Raw genomic sequence first — 19,517 nt, 5'->3', positions numbered from 1 at the left:
GTCCCCCGGTGCCCCGTCCTCCGGTTCCCCGTCCCTCGATGCCGAGGAGGAGAGATGACCGAGCTCGATCCGTTCACCACATCGTCGATCACCGCGGTGGTCGTGATCACATCCGCGGTCGTGTTCCTGCTCGAGACCGTCGTCCGCCGCGAGAGCGCCTCCGGCCGGTACTGGGCAGCCTCGTTCGTCGCGGGGATCCTCGTCACCTTCTGCTACTTCGCCTGGACGATCGATCCCGACATCTGGATCGCGGCGGCCGGGGACGGCGCCTCGCCGATCCGTTGCGGAGCGAGGAGCAGTCCCGACAGGCTCGCCACGTCGGCGGAGCGCTGCCACGACGCCCGCGGCAGGTTCGCGCGCGCATCGATCACGACGGTGGGAACGGCGGATCCGGCCTCGGTCGTGACGCGGACGGGCGCATCCGGTGCCGCCGAGATCACGCCGCCGACGCGCGCGCGGACGGTTCCGTCCGGCCCGAGCAGCGCGACGTCCAGGCGCTCTCCCACGAGATCCTCGACGGTGGCGCCCCGCGTGACGTCCACGGCGATCCTGCCGACGTAGGCGACACCGGCGTCGACGACCGCCTCGGTGCGGGCGACGAGCGCGCGGTCGGCGTTGAGCACGGGACCGGAGTGCGCGGTGAGGGCGGAGCGGACGTCGCCGACGCGGGAGGCGGCGACCGCGACCTGCGCGCCGGAGACCGCCACCGCGACGGTGCCGAGGCGGTCGAAGCGCAGCGCTCCGCAGGCGGCGAACGCCGTTGCCGGGAGGGCGACGGTGGCGGAGGCCGCGGCCGGAGTTGTGCGCACCTCGCACGGGGGTCCCGTGTGACCGGCGGCCGGGGCGACGGTGAGCTTGACCGTGTCGCCCGCCGCGAAGGAGGCGCCACCCTCCGCGCGCACGGTGGCGCCGTCGACGTTCCATGCCGCCCCGGACGGGGTGCCCGTCCAGTCGATCGTGACCGCGCTCGCCCGCGCGTTGGGCGTGCTTGCCGCGCCGAGGGAGTGCGCCGACGCCCCGCCGAGCGTCGCGGCGGAGGCGTTCACGGCGCCGACGAGGACGATGAGGGTCAGGATGAGCGCCGCGGCGCCCCGCGCGGTGTGCGCGAGGACGCCGCGACGCGCTCCCCCTCCGCCGACCCCCCGGCCGGCGAAGAGGAGCTGGCCGGACGGGATCCCCCGACCCCGCCGACCGCCGTGCCGCCCCGTCACGGGCGGTGGTCTGAGTTCTTCCGCGCGCGAGCGCGGCCGCCGTCTCCCCACAGGAGGACGGTCACGATGACGCCGAGCGAGAGCGCGAGGATGAGGGGCGCGCCCTCCGGCGTGAGTCCCGCCCCGACACCCGGGACCGCGACGATCGCGCGGCCGAGGATGTCGCCGTCGCGGATCGTCCACGGGTCTGCCTGCGGATTGTTGTCGCCCTGCGTCGTGTAGACGGTCTCGCCGTCGACGTCGCTCGCGGATGCGATCCGGTGGATCACACGTCCGCCGGCGCCCGGCTGACCCTGCGGCACCCGGTACGAGACGATGTCGCCGACCGCGTAGCCCGTCTGCCGGAACGAGGCGACGAGGTCATCCGTGCGGTACACGGGCTCCATCGAGTGGCCGTTGACCACGGTGAGGCCTGTCAGGCCGCCGAACTGCGCGGGCCAGAGCAGGACGACCGCGAGCGCGAGCAGCAGCCATCCAACGACCCCGCGGACCCTTCCGCGCGAGCGCGCGGACCGGCGCGCGGCGCGCGATCCGGCCGCGGGCGCGGCGACGCCCCCCTCGACCGCAGGGGCCGAGATGAGGGTCGCGGTGGTCGTCACGGGGTCTCCGGATCGGGCGGGCGTGGGCGGAGCGTCAGTTGACGGTGGCGGGAACCGCGTTGCCGTCGACGACGACCGCGACGCCGAGCACGTCCTGCGCGGGAATGGACGTCGGCCACGTGATCGTGTTCTTGGCGGCCGCGAGGTTGAGGTCGCTGAACTCCGCGAGCTTCGACTGCGGGTCGGCGGCCTTGCCTGCGGCGTTGCCGAGCACGCTGAGCTTGACGTCGGCGCCCTTCGGGAAGGTCTCGGTCGCGCCGTCCTTGGTCTTGAGCGTGACGCCCGTGACCACGTACTCGTTTGTCGCGGTCGAGAACGCGGTGTCCCACGTCACCACAACGCCCTTGGTCACGCCCGAGGCCGCCGTGCCGGCGTCGGCGCCGAGGGCTTCGACCCCCGCGCCGCCCAGGGTCGAGGCCGAGGCGCTGACGGCTGCCGCGACGGCGACGCCCGCGAGGACGGCGATGATCTTCTTCTTGCTGCGGCTGATGCGGGTGTCCGTGGACATGCAGGGGCTCCTTGAGCAGGGCGCAGCGTGATGCGCGGCGCGAGTTCGGGGGGTATGGCGCGGCCGCTCCGCGCACGGGCCTCGAGGGGGGCTGAGGCGAGGGCGGCGATCGGTTCGGGCCGTCTTCACGGCCGCGCCTAGATGAACAGTAGGGAAACGAACTCAAGCCACGATCAAGCGATCCCTAAGGGAACCTTTGGATTTGTCCCCCAGATGGGGGACAAGCGCTGTCCCCCATCTGGGGGACAGGTCTGCGTCGGGCAGGAAACGCACGAACGGCCGTCCCGCCGAGGAGGCGGAACGGCCGTTCAGGTGAGGGTGTGGCTTACTTCAGCTCGGCGATCGGCGCGGCATCCATGTCGTCGAACGCCTGGTTCTCGCCGGCCATCGCCCACACGAACGAGTACGCGGCGGTGCCGACGCCCGAGTGAAGCGACCAGCTGGGCGAGATGATCGCCTGGCGGTCGGCGACGATGAGGTGGCGCGTCTCCTCGCGCTCGCCCATCAGGTGCACAACGCGCGCGTCGTCGGCGAGGTCGAAGTACAGGTAGCACTCGGTGCGGCGGTCGTGCGTGTGCGCCGGCATCGTGTTCCACATCGAGCCCTCGTGAAGCGACGTCACGCCCATCACGATCTGGCACGACTTCACGCCGTTCTCGTGGATGTACTGGCGCAGCGTCCGGCGGTTCGACGTCGACTGGTCACCGAGCTCGCGCACCGTCGCGTCCTCGGGGACGACGAGCACCGACGGGTAGGCGGTGTGCGCGGGGGCAGAGAACAGGTAGAACGCGGCGTCGGCGCCGTCGAACACAACCTCCTGGATGCCGCGGCCGAGGTAGAGGCAGGCGCCCTTGACCAGCTCGTAGACCTCGCCGTCCGCGGTCACCGTGCCGGTGCCGCCGACGTTGACGATGCCGACCTCGCGGTGCTCGAGGAAGTAGTCGCTGCGGATCTCGGCGTAACCGGGCAGGGGCAGGGGCGAGCCGGCCGGCACGGCGCCGCCGAGCACGATGCGGTCGTGGTGCGTGTAGGTCAGGCGGATCTCGCCCGGCACGAAGATCTCCGGCAGCAGGAAGGTGGCGCGCAGCTCCTCGGTCGTCATGCCGGGGATCTGCGACGGGTTTGTGGCGTAGCGCTGTTCCATGGGGTTCCTTTCGCGGGTCAGCGGACGAGCCAGCCGCCGTCGACCGGCACGATGGCGCCGGTGACATAGGAGGCGGCCTCGGAGGCGAGGAAGACGAAGACGCCCTGCAGGTCCTGGGGCGTGCCCCAGCGTCCCGCCGGGATGCGGCCGAGGATCGACGCCGAGCGGTCGGCGTCCTCGCGCAGGGCCTGCGTGTTGTCGGTTGCCATGTAGCCGGGGGCGACGGCGTTGACCGTGACGCCGCGCGCTGCCCACTCGTTCGCGAGCGCCTTGGTGAGGCCGGCCACCGCGTGCTTCGACGCCGTGTAGCCGGGCACGAGGATGCCGCCCTGGAACGACAGCATGGAGGCGACGTTGATGATGCGGCCCGACTCCTGGGCGAGCATCCGCCGACCCGCTGCCTGCGACAGGTGGAAGACGGCGTCGAGGTTGACGTGGAGCACGTCGTCCCAGTCGCTCGCGGGGTGCTCCGCGGCTGCGGTGCGGCGGATCGTGCCGGCGTTGTTGACGAGGATGTCGATGCGGCCGAAGTGCTCGACGACCCGGGCGACGTCGCCCTCGAGGTCGTCGGCGCTCGCCGAGACGAAGTCGCGCTGAAGGCGCAGCACACGACGGCCGAGCGCCTCGATCTGCGCGGCCGTGTCGGAGTTGTCGCCGCGGTCGAGCAGGGCGATGTCGGCCCCGGCCTCCGCGAGCGCCAGCGCCGCGCCCTGGCCGAGCCCGCGGCTCGAACCGGTCACGAGGGCGATGCGGCCGTCGAGGCGGAACTGATCGAGGATCATCTGAGGGTCCTTACGGTGCGGGGGTCTTGTGGGGATCGACAAAGCGCGTGGTGAGTTCGCCGATGCCGGCGACGCGGATCGTGACGGCGTCGCCGTGGGCGAGCGGCCGGTGGGTCGCGAGCGCGCTCGTCAGCTTCTGGGGAGTGCCGGTGGAGATCACGTCGCCCGGCATCAGGGTCACCGCCTGCGAGAGGTAGGCGATGAGCTCGGCGAACGGGAAGATCAGGGTCGAGGTGCTCTGCGACACCGTGATCTCGCCGTCTCGCTCGACCTCGACCACCAGGTCGGCGGGGTTGGAGATCTCGTCGGGGGTCACGACGGCGGGCCCCAGCGGGGCGAAGCCGTCGAAGTTCTTGCCGAGGGTCCACTGGCTCGTGCGGTTCTGCCAGTCGCGCGCCGACACGTCGTTCAGGAGCGTGTAGCCGCCGACGTGGCCGAGGGCGTCCGCGGGGTCGATGTCGCGGCCCGCCGTGCCGATCACGAGCGCGATCTCACCCTCGTAGTCGACGTCCTCGCTCTGCAGCGGCAGCACGACCGCCTCGTCCGCGCCGCGCAGCGCGTTCGCGGTCTTCACGAAGACGTCCGGGTGCGCGGGATCGGCGACGACCGCGTCCGGGTCCGCCGCCGTGTGGCCGCGGTAGTTGTAGCCGATCGCGAAGATCGTCCCCGGGGTCACTGGCGGAGCGAGCGTGACCTCCGACCGCAGCGGAAGGGTCGACGGATCGGCGGCCTCGATCGCGGCGCGCGCCGCGTCTGCCGCGGAGGCGTCGCCGAGGATCCGGACGACCGACTCGGCGACCCCACTGAGGTCGATGACGCGGTCTCCGTCGGGGGAGGCGACGAGCGCGGCGGGGCGCATCCCGTCCTTCAGGGTGATCAATCGCATGGCATATCCACTCTCCCAGCGACGGGCCGTTTCGTCCTGTTCACTCGATCACTCGATCACTTCTGGGCGGCGGGACGCCCCGCGGTGGGTCACCAGTAGCGCTCCCACGCGGCGTTCGTGCGGCGGGTGATCGCCTCCAGGTAGAAGTAGTCGCCCCAGAGCGTCCCCTCGTCGACGCCGGTGCGCTTGGGGAGGTCGTACACGCCGTGCAGGATCAGCGCGTCCGCGTCGTCCGGGTCGGCGGGCCTGGCGCCTGCGATGAGCGCGTCGAGCAGCGCGTCCGCCTCGCGGCGGGCGCGGGCGGCGCGGGAGGGATCCGGATCGCACGCCGCGAGCTCGTAGAGACCGCATGCGGCGATCGCGGCGGCCGAGCTGTCGCGCGGGGCGTCGCTGCCGTCGGTGTAGACGAGGTCCCAGTACGGGATCCGGTCGGCCGGCAGGTGCGCGAGGAAGTACTCCGCGCAGCGCCACGCCGCCTCGAGGAGCGTCTCGTCTCCCGTCGCCTCGTAGTTCAGGGCGAAACCGTACACGCCCCACGCCTCGCCGCGCGCCCAGCACGAGTCGTCGAACGCCCCCTGCTCGGTGCCGCCCCGCAGCGGCTCGCCGGTCTCGACGTCCCAGTAGAAGGTGTGGAACGTCGAGTCGTCGGCGCGCATGATGTTGTCGCGCAGCTGCGCGGTGTGCCGGCGCACGGCGTCGGCGTAGCGGGGGTCGCCCGTCTGCTCGCCCGCCCACGTCAGCAGCGGCATGTTCATCAGGCTGTCGATGATCGTGCGCCCGCGCTGCTCCGGATCCGAGAGGTCGCCCCAGGCCTGGATGATCCCGGCGGGCTCGAGGAAGCGCGTCATCAGCCGCTCGGCGGCGCCGATCCCGGCAGCCCGCCAGCGCTCATCCCCCGTCTTCCGCCAGGGCACCACGGCGGCGAGCGTGTAGAGGAAGCCCAGGTCGTGCGTGTCGAGATCCTCGTCGGCGAGGAGGCGCCGCTCGAAGTCGGCCGCGTGCCGCAGCGCCTGATCGCGGAACGCGTCGTCGCCCGTCAGCTCCCACGCGAGCCAGTGCATCCCCGGCACGAAGCTTGTGGTCCAGCCGCGGTTCTGCCCCGCGGCGAACTGCCCGTGGGCCGGACGCGGCGCGTACCGGTTGTCGCGGGTCGTGTCGTCGACGTACGCGTCGCCGAAGGTGTCGATGTTGCGGCGCACCACGGCGACGGCGTCGGCCAGGGCCGCCGCCACGCGGGCGTCCAGCGCCGGCGTCGTGGAGGTCATCTCGCTGCTCATTTGGTCCTCTCAGCGGGCGCCCGCGGGCGCCGCCTGGGTGTGGGTCACGTCGTCGGAATCGGCGGTGGACAGCACCGGCCGGAGGGTGAAGCGGCCGTTCGCCCACACCAGGTACAGCGAGGCGGAGGCGGTCAGGCCGAGGGCGAGCGCCGGCATCGCGGTGAACAGCACGGCCTGGGCCGCGAGCACCACAAGCGACACGATCGTGAGGTGCCCTCGCGTCACCGCGAGGAAGAGCGAGGCGCGCAGGATGTCGCGCAGCCGCGCCTCCGGGGCCTCGGCGATCGCGACGGCGGCGACCACCGCGACACCGCACGCGAGCACCGTGGCGACGAGCAGCAGCGGCACAACGTACACCGCGGCGGGCGTCTCGGCGAGCATCCGGACGTCGACGAGCGCGACCGTGACGAACGCGGTGACCAGCGCGCCGAGCGGCAGCGCCCGCCGCCACGTGGCGCGGTAGCCCGCCAGGAACGTGCGCACAACGCCGCCCTCCGCGGCGCCGGAGACCGTGGTGCCGTGAACCCGGAAGGTCCAGGCGGCAGCGGTCAGTGCCGGCGCGCACAGCGGAGCGGCGAGGGCGAGCAGCGGCCAGGAGCGGGCCGGATCCGTCGTCATCAGCAGGACGAGGAACGGCAGGCACGCGACGACAAGCAGCGCGTTCAGGATGATCCCGAGCGAGACGACGCCGAACACCGCGGCATACGTCGAGTGCCCGAGTCCGAGCGAGAACCTCCGGCTCACGGTCATCCCTTCATCCCGCTCGTCGCGATTCCCTCGACGAAGAACCGCTGGCCGAGCAGGAAGATGATCGCGATCGGCAGCACCGAGATCGTCAGGCCCGCGAACAGGACGCCGTAGTTGACGTCGTACAGGCCCGTGACGAAGTTGCGCAGTCCCAGCTGCATCGTCCACAGCTCGGCGTCGCGCAGGTAGATGAGCGGGCCGAGGAAGTCGTTCCACGTGTTGACGAAGGTCAGCAGCGCGAGGCTCGCGAGGGCAGGCACCGACAGCGGCAGCATGATGCGCCGCCAGATGCCGTACTCGCTCAGCCCGTCGAGACGCGCGGCCTCGGCGAGCTCCTCGGGCACCGTCTCGTAGAACTGCTTCATCAGGAACACACCGAAGGCGCCGAACGCCTGCAGCAGCACGATCGACCAGAGCGTGTTCACGACGCCCAGGTCGGACAGCATCATGAACTGCGGGATCATGTACGACTGCCACGGCACGGCGATGGTTCCCACGTACGCGAGGAACAGCACGTCGCGGCCGGGGAAGCGCATCCGCGCGAAGCCGTAGGCGGCGAAGGATCCGGTCAGCAGCTGCAGGAGCGTCACCGCGACCGAGAGGACGAGCGTGTTGCGGATCCACGTGCCGATCCCCGAGTCCGTCCAGATCGTGACGTAGTTGTCCCACACGAAGATCTCGGGGATCCAGACGATGGGGGCGGTGAACACCTCGTTCGACGGCTTGAGCGAGCTCATCACCATCCAGAAGAACGGCAGCAGCATCGCGGCGGCCGCCAGGATGAGCGCCGCGTAGCCGAGCGCGCGGAGGGCCGCGCGCCGGGGCTTGCCGCCGCCGGCCGCGCGCACGGGGCGCGGCGGGTCGACGAGGGAGCGGCGGAGGTTTCGCTCGCCGGTGACGAGCGTGCGGGTGGCGTCGGCCATCATGCGCTCCTCTTCTTGTTCCACAGGAACTGCGCGATCGTGACGAGGATGCAGAGGAAGAACAGCACGACGGCCGCCGCGGATGCGTAGCCGAACTGGTTCTCCTCGAAGCCCTTGCGGTAGATGAACTGCGAGATGACGAGGGTCGACTGACCGGGCCCGCCCTCGGTCATCACGAGGATCAGATCGAAGATCTTGAACGAGTTGATCGTCAGCATGACGGTGACGAAGAACATCGTCGGCCGCAGGCACGGAAGCGTCACGTTGAAGAAGCGCTGGATGGCGCTGGCCCCGTCGACGCGGGCGGCCTCGTGGAGCTCGCGCGGCACCGTCTGCAGGCCGGCGAGGAACAGGACCATGTAGTAGCCCATGTCGCGCCACGTCGAGACGATCACGACGCCGGGCATCGCCCAGTCGGCCGAGGTCAACCATCCGGGCGGGTTCTGCAGCCCGAGGAAGCGCAGGATCTCGTTGACCGGTCCGTACTCGGGGCTCAGCAGCAGGTTCCACACCAGCGCGATCGCGACGATCGAGGTGATGTACGGGAAGAACGCGGCGGTGCGGAAGAACGCCACGCCCCGGAGCTTGTTGTTCAGCAGCAGCGCCAGCCCGAGCGAGACCACGATGGTCAGCGGGATGTGCATGACCGAGTAGTAGAGCGTGTTGAGGAACGCCACCCGGAAGCTGTTGTCGCCGATCAGCTTCGTGAAGTTCTCGAGGCCGATGAACTGCGCGTTGCCGAAGATGTTCCAGTTCGTCAGCGACATGTAGAACAGCACGATCACCGGCACGAGCGTCAGCGCGGCGAAGCCGATGAAGTTCGGCAGGATGAAGCTCCAGCCGATGAGCGTGTTGCGCACCGCGAGCTTCGATCGCCGGCGGCGCGGCGACGGCCCGCGGGGCGCCGGGGCGGCCGGCGGTGCGGCGGCGGGCGGGACGGCCGTGGTCGTCATGAGGGGCTCCTGTGGATCGGATGGCGAGCGGTGGTGGTGCTCGGCGTAGATGCTGTGACTGGTCTTGCGCGGGATCACTGGTCCCGGCGGGACCAGTGATCCCGCGGAGTACCAGTCAGAGCGGGGGGGCGGGTGCACCCCGGGGCCGCGACAGCCCCGGGGTGCAGCCGGATCACTCGACGAGGCCCTCGTTCTTCACGCGCTCCTCGGCCTCCGTGATGGCGTCGTCGATGTCCGTCGATCCGGACAGGACGGCCGTGTGAAGGTCGGCGAGAGCGGTCTGGATCGCCGCGGTCTTGCTCGAGGTGGGGTTCTCGGGCAGCGTCTCGTGCGTCGAGTAGGCGAACTTCGACAGCTCGTCGGTGGGCGCGCCCTCGACGCCGAAGTACGTCTCGATGACGCCCTCGCTCTGCAGGGCCGGCGTGATGCCGATCTCGGCGAGCAGCTGCGCTGCCTCGTCGCTCGCGGCGTAGGCGAGGAAGTCCTTGGCCGCCTGCGCCTTCGACTCGTCGATGTTCGCGTTGATGCCGAAGCCCGTCGGGTCGCCGAAGGTCACCGGGGTGTTGTCGGTGCCGGCCGTCGACGCGTCGAGCTGCGGGATCGGCGCGATTCCCCACTCGAAGTCGTCCGCCTCGCCCGCTGCCTGCTGGGCGATGAGCGTGGCGACGAACCAGGTTCCCATCGGCAGCATCGCGGCCTTCTGGGTGCCGAACTCGCCCTGGTAGGTGAGCTTGTTCGCGGATGCGGTGTTGAACGCCGTCTGGAGGCCGTCGGCCTCCGCCTCGAGCACGTTCTCGTAGTACGGCTTCAGGTGTCCGTAGTCGCCGTCGAGCACGCTCACGCCCGACTGGCCGTTCGCGAAGCCCTGCACCACCGACTGCCAGGTGTGGTTGTACATCGGCTTCGCGGCGCCGATGCCGTCCTTCAGCTCGGCCGCGGCGGCGTAGTAGTCGTCCCACGTCCACGAGCCGTCGGGGAGCTCGACGCCGGCTGCCTCGAACAGGTCCTTGTTGTAGAAGAGCACCCACGAGTCCTGGCGGTACGGCACGGCGTAGGCGGAGCCGTCGATCTCGTACGACGCGGTGCCGCCGATGCCCTCGGGCAGCTCGACGTCCGAGACGTCGAGCAGCTGGCCGCCCTCCTGGAAGGTCGAGACGAACTTGACCTCCTTCTGGGTGACGATGTCCGGGCCGCTGCCGGCGGCGAGGTCGGTCGTCAGCAGGGTGTTGTACTCGACCGGGTCGTACTCGGTGACCTCCACCATCACATCCGGGTACTTCGCCATGAAGCCGTCGGCGATGGTCTGGAACTCGGGCGTGGTCTCGAGGCTCCAGCCCGAGACGGTGAGGGTGACCGGCTCGCCCGGTGCGGCGGCGCCGCCGCTCGGGGTGGAGCCGGTGCCGCCCGAGCACCCGGCGAGGGTGATGGCGGCGATGCCCGCCGTGACGGCGAACAGGCCCTTCTTGAGATGACGCATGTTGCTGCTCCTTTGCTGCAGGGTGGGGTGCGAGGTGGTGCCTATCGCCCCGACGGGGCGGCGGGACGGGGATGGATCAGGTCGGTGGTGGTGCGCAGGCCGTCGGGCCACGAGATGGCGACCTCGGTGCCGGTCAGCTCGGCCGTGGGGCTGCCGAGCTCGGCGATCGCCGCGCCGGTGCGCGTGAGCTCGAGCAGCAGCGCGTGCCACGTGCCGGGGGCGACGTCGAGTTCGACGAAGGGAACCGCCGCGAAACCGCCGAGCGGGCTCGCGTCGAGCCGCTGCACGACGCGCGGGTCGGCGGGCTCGTCGCCGAGCGCGCGCACGATGCTCGTGACGTCGCCCGCGGCCGCCCGCGCGGCGGCCTCGACGGTCTGGGCGAACACCCGCTCGCCCGCGACGGGCCAGCCGCCCACGCGCAGGGTGAGCTCGTCGACATCCGGACCGTCCTCCAGGGGATCGACGCGCACGAGGCGCACCTCCCACGGCCCGCGGACGACGGAGTGGACGGTGACGCGCGCGATCGGGGTCGCCTCGCCGGCCAGGCCCTGACCGTGGCCGGCGGAGCGTCCAGGGGCGAGGGTGTGCGCGATCCAGCTCGACGAGCCGACGCCCACCTGTCCGTCGATGCGGACGCCGATCGGCTCGATCGCCGAGCGGTGGGTCGCGGTGCCGTCGGCGTCGACGAGGGCGACCGCCTGCTCCAGCGGATCGATCCAGGCGCGCTCGTCGAGGAGCGGCGCCGTCGCCGTCGAGTACCCGAGCCGCGCGTACAGCGGCGACTCGCCGACGAGGGTGCCGGGAAGCGCCTTGTCGGTGCCGTGGTTCACAACGCGCACGATGCCGTCGGCGGCGGTCGCGCTGACGATCCACGCGGGGGCGGCGATCGCGCGCAGCGTGTCGCCGCCGTCGATCGGCAGCGGCTCGGCGGGCGTCGCCCACACGGGGTGGTCGGCGGGAAGCGCGATGCCGATCAGCCCCTTGACCGCCCAGTACGGCGAGGCGGGGCCCGAGTACGACTGCGCGAGCGCCCGCCACTCGGAGTGCCAGCCCATCGTCAGCAGGTCGCGGTCGTCGGGCGCGTCGTTCGCGGCGAAGTGGCCCACGATGCGGGCGGCCGCGTGGCGCAGAGCGCCCGCGGGGATCGAGGGGACCCCGGCGATCGCGCCGGCCCAGAACGGCGCGGCAGCGGCGAAGCGGTAGATCAGGCTGCGGCCCTGGATGAGGGGCGAGCCGTCGGCGCCGACGAGCGCGATCGCGTCCTGCAGGTAGCGGTCGAGGGCCGCGACATCGGCGGCGATCCGGTCTCCGGCGAGCTCCTGCGCTCCCGACATCCGCACCCACAGCACCGGGTACAGGTGAAGCGCCCAGCCGACGTAGTGGTCGAAGGCCCGCTCCTCGCCGTCGGACATCCAGCCGTCCTCGCGCGCGAGCGAGTTGTGAAGTGCGAGGTCGGCGGTGATGTCGTCGGCGCTCCAGGGCCCGCCGACCGAGCGGAGGAACGTCTGCACGACCACGCGGAACCACAGCCAGTTCGTGCGGGGGTAGGTGTCGTCGCCGACGACCGGCGCGAGGTAGGCGATCACCCGGTCCTGCGTCCGTGCATCCAGGCGATCCCAGATCCAGGGCCGCGTGAGATCCAGGATGAGCGCGAGCGATGCGGCCTCGACCTTCGCCTGCGGGTGCTCGTCGAGGCGCACCCAGCGGTCGGGGGCATCCGGATCGACGCCGGTGCGGATGCCGTCGGAGAAGAAGTCGATGAGGTGGTCGACGCCCTCGCCGCGCTCGCCCGCGATGCGGAAGCCCGCGAGCAGGAAGGTGCGCGCGAAGCCCTCGAGGCCGTCGACGTCGACGCCGTAGCCTCCCGCCGCTCCCGGCGGCGTGATGCGGCCGCGGCCGGGCGAGGCCCACGCCATCGCGCCGTCGAGCAGCCGGTCGGCGAACGCGGTCCAGTCATCGCGAGACCAGTCGTCTGAGACGGCCGTCGACGACGTGGGGCGCGTCGGGTATGGCTGCACCGGTTCTCCTTCGAAACTGTCCCGCGGCGGTGCGGGAGCGATTCGGAGCGTAACAACCGATTCTGCTCGTTTCAACGCTTTACCTTCGAAAGCGATCGTTTATGATCGTTTTTACCCCGCTCCCCGGAGTCCGACATCGAGACGAGGATGCCCATGTCGCAGGCCGAGCCCGCTTTCACCGGGCCGCTGGCGCGCGCGTTCGGCGAGGTCGATCTCGCCACGCTGCTCGCCGATCCCAACGAGGCCCTGCCCGTTCCGCTCGGGCCCTGGCCGGAGGGGACGGCCGATGAGGCGACGGTGGCGGATGTCGCCTCGCGCGCCCTGGCCGAGCTCGGCACCCCGTGGCCGCAGCCGCTCGCCTCGGCCGCCGCCCGCTATCACGGCGACGGCGACCGCGTCTCGTGGGAGACGCCCGCCTTCGCGCGTCAGGAGCGGCTGAGCCGCGCCGTGCTGCTCGCGGCAGCGACGCCGCCGGGTGAGGAGGCCGACCGCTGGCTCGATGAGGTCGTCGACGGGGCGTGGCTGCTGTGCGAGCAGAGCTCGTGGTGCTGGCCCGCCCACGACGACACCCGCACCCGGCACGGGTCCGTGCTCGCGACCGTGACCGACCCGTACCTCGACCTGGGGGCGGGCGAGGTGGTGGGGCAGCTCGCCTGGCTCGACCACGTGCTCGGCGACCGGCTCGACTCCCGCTACCCCGGCGTCCGCGAGCGCCTCCGGCACGAGGCGCGCGTGCGCGTGTTCGACCCGTTCGCCCGCCGGCGCGACTGGCACTGGATCGGGCTCGACGGACGCGTGCACAACTGGAACCCCTGGATCCACGGCAACGTGCTGGTCGCCGCCCTGCGCCTGCTGGATGGCCCCGACGATCGCGAGGAGCGCGCAAGGATCGTCGCGCTGTGCATCGAGGGGCTCGACCGCTACGTCGCCGTGCTGCCGGAGGACGGTGCGATCGACGAGGGCTACGCCTACTGGTGGAACGGCGCCTGCCGGCTGCTCGAGGCGCTCGACGTGCTGGCGCACGCGACGGGCGAGAAGCTCGATCCGGTTCCCGAGGTGGCGGCGCTGCGCGGCATCGTCGCCTTCCCGCACCGGATGCACCTCGGCGACGGCTGGTACGTGAACGTCTCGGACGGGCAGGCCCTGCCGCCGCGAACGCAGCCGTGGCACTCGCTGCTGCGGGCCGCGCGCCGCGCCGGCGACGCCGAGGCCGCCGCGCACGCGCTGTCGTACCGCGCCCAGGGTGCGCCGGCTGCGCACGAGGCGGAGGGGCTCGGCCGCCTGCTCCGCGGCGCCACCGATCCGGAGTGGCTCGGCGGCTCGGCGCCCGTCGTGACGCCGAGCGCCGAGGAGGGCTCGGTCTTCCTGCCGTCCACGCAGATGCTCGTCGCCCGCGAGCGCGACGGCGGGCTGACGCTCGTGATCAAGGGCGGCCACAACGCCGAGAACCACAACCACAACGACGTCGGATCGGTCATCGTCGCGTCCGGCGCGGTGCCGGTGGTGGTCGATCCCGGCCGCCCGACGTACACGGCGCAGACGTTCAGCGCCGCCCGCTACTCGATGTGGATGATGCAGAGCGACTGGCACTCGGCGCCGTTCATCCGCGGCTCCGGTCAGAGCGCCGGCCGCCGGTTCGCCGCGCGCGACGTCGAGGACTCCCCCGACACCCTCGCGCTCGAGCTCGCCGACGCCTACGACGTCGCCGGCCTGCGGTCCTGGCGGCGGGAGGCACGGCTCGACCGCGGCGAGCGCCGCGTGGTCATCCGCGATGTGTGGGACCTCGAGCCGTGGGAGGACGAGGACGACGAGCCCGACACCTCGGTGCGCTTTGTGCTCGCCGGCGCGGTCGAGCTCGCCCCCGGCCGCGCCCGCGTGACGCCGATCGAGGCGGCGCCGCCGCTCATCCTGTCGTGGGATCCGGGGGTTCCCGCCGCGACCGTCGTGAAGGAGTTCGACGACCCGATGCTGACCGAGGTGTGGGGCGGCAGCCTCATCCGCCTCGACCTCGACGTGCGTGGCCTGGCCGAGCTCGTTGTGACCCTGACGCAGGAGACCCCGTGACCGCCCCCGCCCAGAACCCGCGCCTCGCGGCGGCGCGGCGTGCGCACATCCTGTCGGCTCTCTCGCGCGCCGGCGCCGTGCGCGTGACCGAGCTGAGCGCCGAGCTCGACGTCGCGGCGGTCACCCTCCGCCGCGATCTGCAGCTGCTCGAGGCCGAGGGGCTGCTCGTGCGCGTGCACGGCGGCGCGGTCGCGACCCAGCGCGAGCCGGGGGCGGTCGCTCCCCGGGTGAGCGCCGACGGGGTGCTGCGCCCCGCGGGAGCGATCGGCGTGCTTGTGCCGTCGCTGAACTACTACTGGCCCGAGGTCGTGCGCGGCATGGAGGCGCGCGCCGGCGAGCGCGGCGCGTCGGTGCTGCTGCGCGGCACGTCGTACGAGCTGCAGGATGAGCGCCCCGTGCTGGCGCGGATGGTCGAGGAGGGCGCGTCGGGGTTCATCCTCGCCCCGAACACCGACACCGCGCACTCGCAGGATGTGCTCGAGTGGCTCGCCGACGCCGGCCTTCCGTACGTGCTCGTGGAACGCGATGCGACGCCGCCGGGCGGATCGCCTGCCGAGTCGGTCACGACGGATCACGCGCACGGCGCCGTGCTGGCCGCCCGGCATCTCGCCTCGCTCGGGCACCGCAAGGTGGGCCTCGTGATCTCGCGCAACTCCCCGACCTCGCGCAAGATCGTCGCGGGCTGGAACGCCGCGTGCCGCGAGCTCGGCCTGACGCCGGGCGAGCACGTCGAGCGGGTTCTTCCCGACCGCAGCACCCCGGAGTTCTCGGCGACCGTCCACGCGATCCTCGACACGGTGCGCCGGTCGGGCATCACGGCGCTGCTCGTGCATTCGGACCCGGAGGCGATGGCCTTCGTCGACCTCGCGCTCTCGCGCGGTCTCACCGTGCCCGGCGACCTGTCGATCGTCGCCTACGACGACGAGGTGGCCCAGCTCTTCACTCCGGCGCTCACGGCCGTCGCCCCGCCCCGCGCCGCGGTCGGGCGGGCGGCGGTCGACCTGCTGCTCGACCGGCTCGCCGATCCGTCGCGTCCGGTCCACCGGGTTGTGCTCAACCCCGCGCTCCACGCGCGCGCCTCCTCCGGCCCGCAGCGCTGACCCGCCGCGCGGCATCAAGGCCGCCCCGCGATCAGGCGGAGAGGCCCAGCCCCTCCGCCAGCTGCTCGAGGGAGGCGAGGGGGTCGTCGCCCAGCGCCTGGATCGACACGTGGTCGGCGCCGGCGTCCAGGTGCGCGCGCAGCCCGGCGACCGCGGCGGCGACCGTGGGGTTGGACGCGACAAGATCGATCAGCTCGTCCGAGCCGCCGTCCGCGAACGCGCTCTCCGCGACGCCGTGCCGGATGAGCGCGCCGACGTAGTTCTCGAGACCGAAGTAGCGCTTCAGGTAGCGGCGCGCGATCGGGCGGGCCTCCTCCTGATCCGCGTGGATCACGACCTTCTGCTCGGGAGCGAGCAGAGCGCCCGGGCGGGTCTCGTCGAGGATCCGCCGGGCGCGCGCCGTGTGCGCCGGCACCGTGAGATACGGATGCGCGCCGAGCGAGCGCTCCGCCGCGAGCGCGAGCGTGCGGTCGCCGAGGGCGGCGAGCAGCCGCTGATCCCGGCCGACGCCCTCGGCGTCGAACACGTCGAGGTACGCGGCGAGCGAGGCGAGCGGTCGCACGCGTTCGGCGGTCGCCTCGCGGTGGCCGGAGCCGATGCCGACGACGAACCTTCCCGGATGCCGCTCCTCGATGCGCCGGACGGAGCGCGCCACCTCGGCCGCGTCGTCCTTCCAGATGTTCACGATGCCCGTGGCGACGACGATGCGCTCGGTCGCGTCGAGCAGCTCCTCCGCGATGCGCAGGTCCCCGCTCGGCGACCCGCCGATCCAGAGCGCGCCGTAGCCGAGCCGCTCCACCGTCGTCGCGAACCGCGCGTCGAGCTCCGCCGCTCCGCGCCACACCCCGTACGTCCCGAAGTCAGTCATGCCCCAAGTCTTCCAGCGGCGCGCGGGGCGAGGGCCGGATCAGGGGGTCACGCGACAGCGCAGCGGCTCGCCGCGCAGCGCCCGCGCGGCCTCCTCCGCGGCGAGACGCTGCAGGTTGTCGAGCGAGCGATCCGAGAAGAACGCGGCATGCGGCGTCAGGATCACGTTTTCCGCCTCCCGCAGCCGGGCGTCGGCGGGCAGCGGCTCCGGATCGAAGACGTCAAGCGCCGCCCCGGCGAGGCGCCCGCCGAGAAGTGCCTCCGCGAGCGCCTCCTGGTCGACGAGCCCTCCGCGCGAGGTGTTCGCCAGCACCGCGTCCGAGCGCATGCGGGCGAGGTTGTCCCCTCCGATGATGTGCCGCGTCGCATCGGTGAGCGGCGCGTGAAGGGACACCGCGTGGGCCTGCTCGAGCAGCTCGGCGAGACCGACCGGCGTGATCCCCGCCCCGGCGAGGCGATCCGGATCCGCGAACGGATCGAACGCGACGATCCGGAATCCGAACGGTGCAAGGCGCGCGGCCACCGACAGCCCGATCCGGCCCGTGCCGATCAGCCCGACCGTCGTGTCGCGGAAGTCGCGCAGCGGGCCCAGCGCTCCGGGCGTGACCCAGCCCTGCGCGCGGATGGCGGCGGTGTACGGTCCGGTGCGGCGGAGGAGGGCGAGCAGGCACGAGACGGCGTGGTCGGCGACCGTGTCGACGCCGTAATCCGGCACGTTGCAGACGCGGACGCCGAGTTCGTCGGCCGCGGCGAGGTCGACGTTGTCGTATCCGACGCCGTAGCGGATGACCACCGCGCCCGGCGCGAGCTGCTCGAGGACCCTGGCCGTGATCGGCGCGAAGTTCACGAACACCACCTCGGCCCCCGCCGCCGCCGCGGCGGTGTCCGCCTCCGATGTGCACTGGTGAACAACGAGCTCGCGCCCGAACTCCGCGGCGACCGCCTCCTCGTGCGCGACGCCGCCGAACGCGTGGTCCGTGACCACCAGCGCCGGGCCGCTCACCGCAGCCCCCTCTCGGCGAGGTCGGCGAAGAACGCGCGGATGCCGACCTCCCACGGTGGGCACTCCTCCGACGCCCTGACCGTGTTGACAAGCGTGCCGAGCCGCGGCGTCGAGATCCGCACCACATCGCCCGGTCGGTGGGTGAATCCCATCCCGGGCGCCTCCCGATCCTGTGTCGGCGCGAACAGGGTGCCGGTGAACAGCGCGAAGCCGTCGGGGTACTGATGATGCGGGCCGATCGTGTGCGACACGAGCTCCTCGAGCCGTCGGCTCATCTGCGACATCGAGCTGCCGTCGTCGAGCACGAAGCCGTCCCGGCCCTCGATGCGCAGCGCGATCTCGAGGCCGCGCACGTCGTCAAGGCCGAACCCGTCGTCGAACACCCGGAGCACGGGGCCGACGGCGGCGGAGCCGTTGTTGTCCTTCGCCTCCCCGAGAAGCAGCGCGCTGCGCCCCTCGAAGTCGCGCAGGTTCACGTCGTTTCCCAGCGTCGCGGCGACGGGCCGCCCGTCGCTCGTGACCGCCAGCACGACCTCGGGCTCGGGGTTGTTCCAGGTGGAGCGGGACAGCACGCCGATCGGCGCCCCCGTTCCGACGGTCGAGAGCACCGGCGCCTTGGTGAAGATCTCCGGATCGGGCCCGATCCCGACCTCCAGGTACTGCGACCACAGCCCCTCGGCGATCAGGACGCGCTTGACCTCTTCGGCCTCGGCGCTGCCGGGCCGCAGGTCGGAGATCGCGGTGCCAACGACCCTCAGCACCGCCTCGCGGATCTCGGCCGCTCTCGTCGAATCGCCCTGGGCGCGCTCCTCGATCACGCGCTCGATCATGCTGCGCGCGAAGGTGACGCCCGCGGCCTTGACCACCTGGAGATCGAGCGGAGACAGCAGGACGGGTGCGCCGTCGGAGCCGCCGAGCGTGGCGGCGGCGACGTCCGCGACCGCCCAGGTCTCGCCGCCCTCTGCCTCGTGAAGCAGAGCGACGAGATCCGGGCGCTCGAGGAGGTCCGAGACCGTCGGTCCGTGCGCGGTGATGTCGACGAAGCGTCCGTCGCGGACCGTGGCGAGCCGGGCTCCCCGCTCCCCCGGCACCCGGAGGCGCGCGACGACGGTCGCGGCCTCCAGGTCATCCGGCAGAAGGTGCCCGGCGTGAGCGGTGAGATCCATCAGAGGTCGGCGTAGTACGCGAGGATGCCGTCGATGTCGACGGAGCTGTCCGGCTGCATGCCGAGGCTGTCGTAGTGCTTCTTGCGGGCCCGCATGTCGGCGAGCAGCACCGCGCGGGCGTGCACGGCGACCTCCTCGGCGACGTGGCGCGGCACGACCACGACACCGTCGTCATCCGCGCCGACGATGTCGCCGGGGCTCACCTGCACGCCGCCGCAGGCGATCGTCGTCTGCGTCTCGATGACCATGATGCGACCGGGGATGATCGAGCGTCCGCGTCGGCGTGCGACGACCGGACTCTTCTGCGCCGCGACCTCGCCGGTGTCGCGACAGTAGCCGTCGGTGATGATGCCGACCGCGCCGCCGAGGACCGACGCCATCGCGTTCTCGGATCCCCAGAAGCCGACTTCGGGACCGCCGCCGGAGTCCATCACGATCACGTGGCCGGGAGCGAGGTCCGTCGGCAGCTTCGGGTGAGGCACCTCGGCGAACCAGCGGCCGTGGGCGGCGACGATGTCCTCGGTGGTGTCGAGCTTCCACATCGGCCGGTTCGACGGAACAGCGCGGATCGTCGCCGCCTCACCCCAGAACTTCATGCCGAGCCAGAGCGGACGCACCTCCGGATCCATCAGGCCGATGTTGAAGTAGCCGATGCCGTCGAGGGCGTCGACGACGTCGCACACGCGCAGGTGCTGGTACAGGCTGCGCAGGTTCGTGGGGTCTGCCTTCTCGAACACGGGTGCTGCGGGCATTTGTGTTTCTCTCCTTCGAGGGTTGGGGTCTTCGGATCGG

The 19,517-nt window shown here is 72.1% G+C and carries 19 protein-coding genes; 2 read left to right on the top strand and 17 right to left on the bottom strand.

Features of this window, described 5'->3' with window-relative positions:
* The 13 genes from IR155_RS16005 to IR155_RS11785 all read right to left on the bottom strand — a co-directional run.
* A partial coding sequence (locus IR155_RS16005; protein ID WP_209306771.1) for a hypothetical protein occupies positions 1 to 206 on the bottom strand: 206 nt, incomplete at its 3' end.
* Positions 207 to 212: 6 nt separating this feature from the next.
* On the bottom strand, positions 213 to 1,211 hold the full coding sequence (locus IR155_RS11840) for a hypothetical protein (RefSeq protein ID WP_135115032.1): 999 nt from the start codon (positions 1,209 to 1,211) through the stop codon (positions 213 to 215).
* Positions 1,208 to 1,810, bottom strand: a complete 603-nt coding sequence (locus tag IR155_RS11835) for a signal peptidase I (RefSeq protein ID WP_135115031.1) — start codon at positions 1,808 to 1,810, stop codon at positions 1,208 to 1,210. Before IR155_RS11835 ends, IR155_RS11840 begins: the two co-directional genes overlap by 4 nt.
* 34 nt (positions 1,811 to 1,844) lie before the next feature.
* The gene (locus IR155_RS11830) at positions 1,845 to 2,318 is read right to left on the bottom strand and encodes a hypothetical protein (protein ID WP_135115030.1); all 474 of its coding nucleotides are present in this window, start codon (positions 2,316 to 2,318) and stop codon (positions 1,845 to 1,847) included.
* Between the two features lie 325 nt (positions 2,319 to 2,643).
* Positions 2,644 to 3,462: a 5-dehydro-4-deoxy-D-glucuronate isomerase gene (gene kduI / locus IR155_RS11825; protein ID WP_135115029.1), complete on the bottom strand. Its 819-nt coding sequence runs from the start codon at positions 3,460 to 3,462 to the stop codon at positions 2,644 to 2,646.
* Between the two features lie 17 nt (positions 3,463 to 3,479).
* The gene (gene kduD / locus IR155_RS11820; protein ID WP_135115028.1) at positions 3,480 to 4,244 is read right to left on the bottom strand and encodes a 2-dehydro-3-deoxy-D-gluconate 5-dehydrogenase KduD; all 765 of its coding nucleotides are present in this window, start codon (positions 4,242 to 4,244) and stop codon (positions 3,480 to 3,482) included.
* A gap of 10 nt (positions 4,245 to 4,254) precedes the next feature.
* Entirely contained in the window at positions 4,255 to 5,130 is an 876-nt protein-coding gene (locus IR155_RS11815; RefSeq protein ID WP_135115027.1) for a fumarylacetoacetate hydrolase family protein, read from the bottom strand.
* 89 nt (positions 5,131 to 5,219) lie between these two features.
* Positions 5,220 to 6,395, bottom strand: coding sequence for a glycoside hydrolase family 88 protein (locus tag IR155_RS11810; protein WP_135115026.1), 1,176 nt, complete (start codon positions 6,393 to 6,395; stop codon positions 5,220 to 5,222).
* 21 nt (positions 6,396 to 6,416) lie between these two features.
* Positions 6,417 to 7,157: a ferredoxin-NADPH reductase gene (locus IR155_RS11805; RefSeq protein WP_135115025.1), complete on the bottom strand. Its 741-nt coding sequence runs from the start codon at positions 7,155 to 7,157 to the stop codon at positions 6,417 to 6,419.
* A complete protein-coding gene (locus IR155_RS11800) occupies positions 7,154 to 8,077 on the bottom strand; it encodes a carbohydrate ABC transporter permease (RefSeq protein ID WP_135115024.1) in 924 nt (307 codons plus the stop codon). Before IR155_RS11800 ends, IR155_RS11805 begins: the two co-directional genes overlap by 4 nt.
* Entirely contained in the window at positions 8,077 to 9,030 is a 954-nt protein-coding gene (locus tag IR155_RS11795) for a carbohydrate ABC transporter permease (protein ID WP_135115023.1), read from the bottom strand. The genes IR155_RS11800 and IR155_RS11795 overlap by 1 nt, the downstream gene beginning before the upstream one ends.
* Before the next feature lie 172 nt (positions 9,031 to 9,202).
* Positions 9,203 to 10,507, bottom strand: a complete 1,305-nt coding sequence (locus tag IR155_RS11790; protein WP_135115022.1) for an extracellular solute-binding protein — start codon at positions 10,505 to 10,507, stop codon at positions 9,203 to 9,205.
* 41 nt (positions 10,508 to 10,548) lie between these two features.
* On the bottom strand, positions 10,549 to 12,525 hold the full coding sequence (locus IR155_RS11785; RefSeq protein ID WP_135115021.1) for a DUF2264 domain-containing protein: 1,977 nt from the start codon (positions 12,523 to 12,525) through the stop codon (positions 10,549 to 10,551).
* Between the two features lie 153 nt (positions 12,526 to 12,678).
* Here IR155_RS11785 and IR155_RS11780 point away from each other — a divergent pair, with 153 nt between their 5' ends.
* Both IR155_RS11780 and IR155_RS11775 read left to right on the top strand, forming a co-directional pair.
* Complete coding sequence (locus tag IR155_RS11780; protein ID WP_228067088.1) at positions 12,679 to 14,589, top strand: heparinase II/III domain-containing protein; 1,911 nt, start codon at positions 12,679 to 12,681, stop codon at positions 14,587 to 14,589.
* Complete coding sequence (locus IR155_RS11775) at positions 14,586 to 15,689, top strand: substrate-binding domain-containing protein (RefSeq protein WP_135115019.1); 1,104 nt, start codon at positions 14,586 to 14,588, stop codon at positions 15,687 to 15,689. The genes IR155_RS11780 and IR155_RS11775 overlap by 4 nt, the downstream gene beginning before the upstream one ends.
* 31 nt (positions 15,690 to 15,720) lie before the next feature.
* Here the strand turns inward: IR155_RS11775 and IR155_RS11770 are convergent, their stop codons facing one another.
* The 4 genes from IR155_RS11770 to IR155_RS11755 are packed head-to-tail and all read right to left on the bottom strand — an operon-like array spanning position 15,721 to position 19,477.
* Positions 15,721 to 16,557 (bottom strand): TIGR03620 family F420-dependent LLM class oxidoreductase, encoded by an 837-nt coding sequence (locus IR155_RS11770; RefSeq protein ID WP_135115018.1) that lies wholly within the window; start codon positions 16,555 to 16,557, stop codon positions 15,721 to 15,723.
* Positions 16,558 to 16,596: 39 nt separating this feature from the next.
* Positions 16,597 to 17,559, bottom strand: coding sequence for a C-terminal binding protein (locus tag IR155_RS11765; protein ID WP_194210330.1), 963 nt, complete (start codon positions 17,557 to 17,559; stop codon positions 16,597 to 16,599).
* Positions 17,556 to 18,725 carry a fumarylacetoacetate hydrolase family protein gene (locus IR155_RS11760; RefSeq protein ID WP_135115017.1) on the bottom strand — a complete coding sequence of 390 codons (1,170 nt, stop codon included), beginning with the start codon at positions 18,723 to 18,725 and terminating at the stop codon, positions 17,556 to 17,558. Before IR155_RS11760 ends, IR155_RS11765 begins: the two co-directional genes overlap by 4 nt.
* Positions 18,725 to 19,477, bottom strand: coding sequence for an RraA family protein (locus IR155_RS11755; protein ID WP_135115016.1), 753 nt, complete (start codon positions 19,475 to 19,477; stop codon positions 18,725 to 18,727). The genes IR155_RS11760 and IR155_RS11755 overlap by 1 nt, the downstream gene beginning before the upstream one ends.
* Between the last annotated feature and the right edge of the window lie 40 nt (positions 19,478 to 19,517).

Origin of the sequence: Microbacterium paludicola, assembly GCF_015235415.1 — a bacterium.
GTDB classification, from domain to species: domain Bacteria; phylum Actinomycetota; class Actinomycetes; order Actinomycetales; family Microbacteriaceae; genus Microbacterium; species Microbacterium paludicola.
Note: the sequence above shows the minus strand (reverse complement) of the source record. Positions and strands in the feature narration are given on the sequence as shown.

What these genes read in the sequence shown, in the direction of transcription:
- IR155_RS11800 (WP_135115024.1), bottom strand. Translation starts at nt 8,077, where the DNA reads ATGGCCGACGCCACCCGCACGCTCGTCACCGGCGAGCGAAACCTCCGC.
- IR155_RS11805 (WP_135115025.1), bottom strand. Translation starts at nt 7,157, where the DNA reads ATGACCGTGAGCCGGAGGTTCTCGCTCGGACTCGGGCACTCGACGTAT.
- IR155_RS11760 (WP_135115017.1), bottom strand. Translation starts at nt 18,725, where the DNA reads ATGGATCTCACCGCTCACGCCGGGCACCTTCTGCCGGATGACCTGGAG.
- IR155_RS11770 (WP_135115018.1), bottom strand. Translation starts at nt 16,557, where the DNA reads ATGACTGACTTCGGGACGTACGGGGTGTGGCGCGGAGCGGCGGAGCTC.
- kduD (WP_135115028.1), bottom strand. Translation starts at nt 4,244, where the DNA reads ATGATCCTCGATCAGTTCCGCCTCGACGGCCGCATCGCCCTCGTGACC.
- IR155_RS11755 (WP_135115016.1), bottom strand. Translation starts at nt 19,477, where the DNA reads ATGCCCGCAGCACCCGTGTTCGAGAAGGCAGACCCCACGAACCTGCGC.
- IR155_RS11790 (WP_135115022.1), bottom strand. Translation starts at nt 10,507, where the DNA reads ATGCGTCATCTCAAGAAGGGCCTGTTCGCCGTCACGGCGGGCATCGCC.
- IR155_RS11810 (WP_135115026.1), bottom strand. Translation starts at nt 6,395, where the DNA reads ATGACCTCCACGACGCCGGCGCTGGACGCCCGCGTGGCGGCGGCCCTG.
- IR155_RS11795 (WP_135115023.1), bottom strand. Translation starts at nt 9,030, where the DNA reads ATGACGACCACGGCCGTCCCGCCCGCCGCCGCACCGCCGGCCGCCCCG.
- IR155_RS11780 (WP_228067088.1), top strand. Translation starts at nt 12,679, where the DNA reads ATGTCGCAGGCCGAGCCCGCTTTCACCGGGCCGCTGGCGCGCGCGTTC.
- IR155_RS11830 (WP_135115030.1), bottom strand. Translation starts at nt 2,318, where the DNA reads ATGTCCACGGACACCCGCATCAGCCGCAGCAAGAAGAAGATCATCGCC.
- kduI (WP_135115029.1), bottom strand. Translation starts at nt 3,462, where the DNA reads ATGGAACAGCGCTACGCCACAAACCCGTCGCAGATCCCCGGCATGACG.
- IR155_RS11815 (WP_135115027.1), bottom strand. Translation starts at nt 5,130, where the DNA reads ATGCGATTGATCACCCTGAAGGACGGGATGCGCCCCGCCGCGCTCGTC.